Genomic DNA, 1,132 nt, shown 5'->3' with positions numbered 1-1,132 from the left:
CCTTCCGGGGTGCTTTTCACCTTTCCCTCACGGTACTGCTTCGCTATCGGTCACTAGGGAGTATTTAGCCTTGGCAGATGGTCCTGCCGGATTCCGACGGGGTTTCACGTGTCCCGCCGTACTCAGGATCCGTCTCGGAGGGTGCTGACTTTTGGTTACAGGGCTTTTACCTCTTCTAGCGGGCCTTTCCAGACCTCTTCGCCTAACCAACACCTTTGTAACTCCATGTGAGACGTCCTACAACCCCTACGCATAAATGCGTAAGTTTGGGCTAATCCGCGTTCGCTCGCCGCTACTGACGGAATCACTATTGTTTTCTCTTCCTCAGGGTACTTAGATGTTTCAGTTCCCCTGGTATGCCTCTACTTACCTATGTATTCAGTAAGAAGTGACTGCGCATTACCGCAGCCGGGTTTCCCCATTCGGACATCCCCGGATCAAAGCCTGCTTACGGCTCCCCGAGGCAATTTCGTTGTTCGCCACGTCCTTCTTCGGCTCCTAGTGCCTAGGCATCCTCCGTGCGCTCTTAGTAGCTTAACCAGTTGCTTGATTGATGAATGGTTACTTGTGTAATCATCCGATCAACCTTCGCTTCGTGTATAACACTAAAGCTTTAAGGATGTTTCATTATTCGCTATCCAGTTTTCAAGGTGCAATTGCCTTTATAGGCAACAGAAAACAACCTTACCACTCCACTTACTATACCAATCAATTACTCATCGGTAATTTCGGCGTCGTGATTCGATTGTATGGCGCTTTCGCACCCGCTTGGCATCTTCCTACTCTCCCAGGACCCTGCGGTCCAAGTACCATCGGCGTTGGAGGACTTAACGGTCGTGTTCGGGATGGGTACGCGTGGAACCCCTCCGCCATCGACACCAAACGGATATTCAGCTTTCAGAAAGAACAAGATTGCTCTTTCAAAACTGACAACGAGCGAGACACAACTGTCAATTGTGTTACCAATCATCATCGTGATTGGATAAATCCTTAGAAAGGAGGTGATCCAGCCGCACCTTCCGATACGGCTACCTTGTTACGACTTCACCCCAATCATCTACCCCACCTTCGACGGCTGGCTCCTTGCGGTTACCCCACCGGCTTCGGGTGTTGTAAACTCTCGTGGTGTGAC

Annotated in this window: 3 rRNA genes; all 3 read right to left on the bottom strand. The window is 50.5% G+C overall.

What is annotated here, in order from left to right:
• Positions 1–540, bottom strand: a 23S ribosomal RNA gene (locus tag PAECUDRAFT_RS24290); the annotation flags it as partial.
• A gap of 226 nt (positions 541–766) precedes the next feature.
• Positions 767–883, bottom strand: a 5S ribosomal RNA gene (gene rrf, locus PAECUDRAFT_RS24285).
• A 111-nt stretch (positions 884–994) separates the two neighbouring features.
• Positions 995–1,132 (bottom strand): 16S ribosomal RNA (locus tag PAECUDRAFT_RS24280); the annotation flags it as partial.

Source organism: Paenibacillus curdlanolyticus YK9 (assembly GCF_000179615.1).
Lineage (GTDB): Bacteria > Bacillota > Bacilli > Paenibacillales > Paenibacillaceae > Paenibacillus_T > Paenibacillus_T curdlanolyticus.
This window is presented reverse-complemented; position numbering and strand designations above follow the sequence as displayed.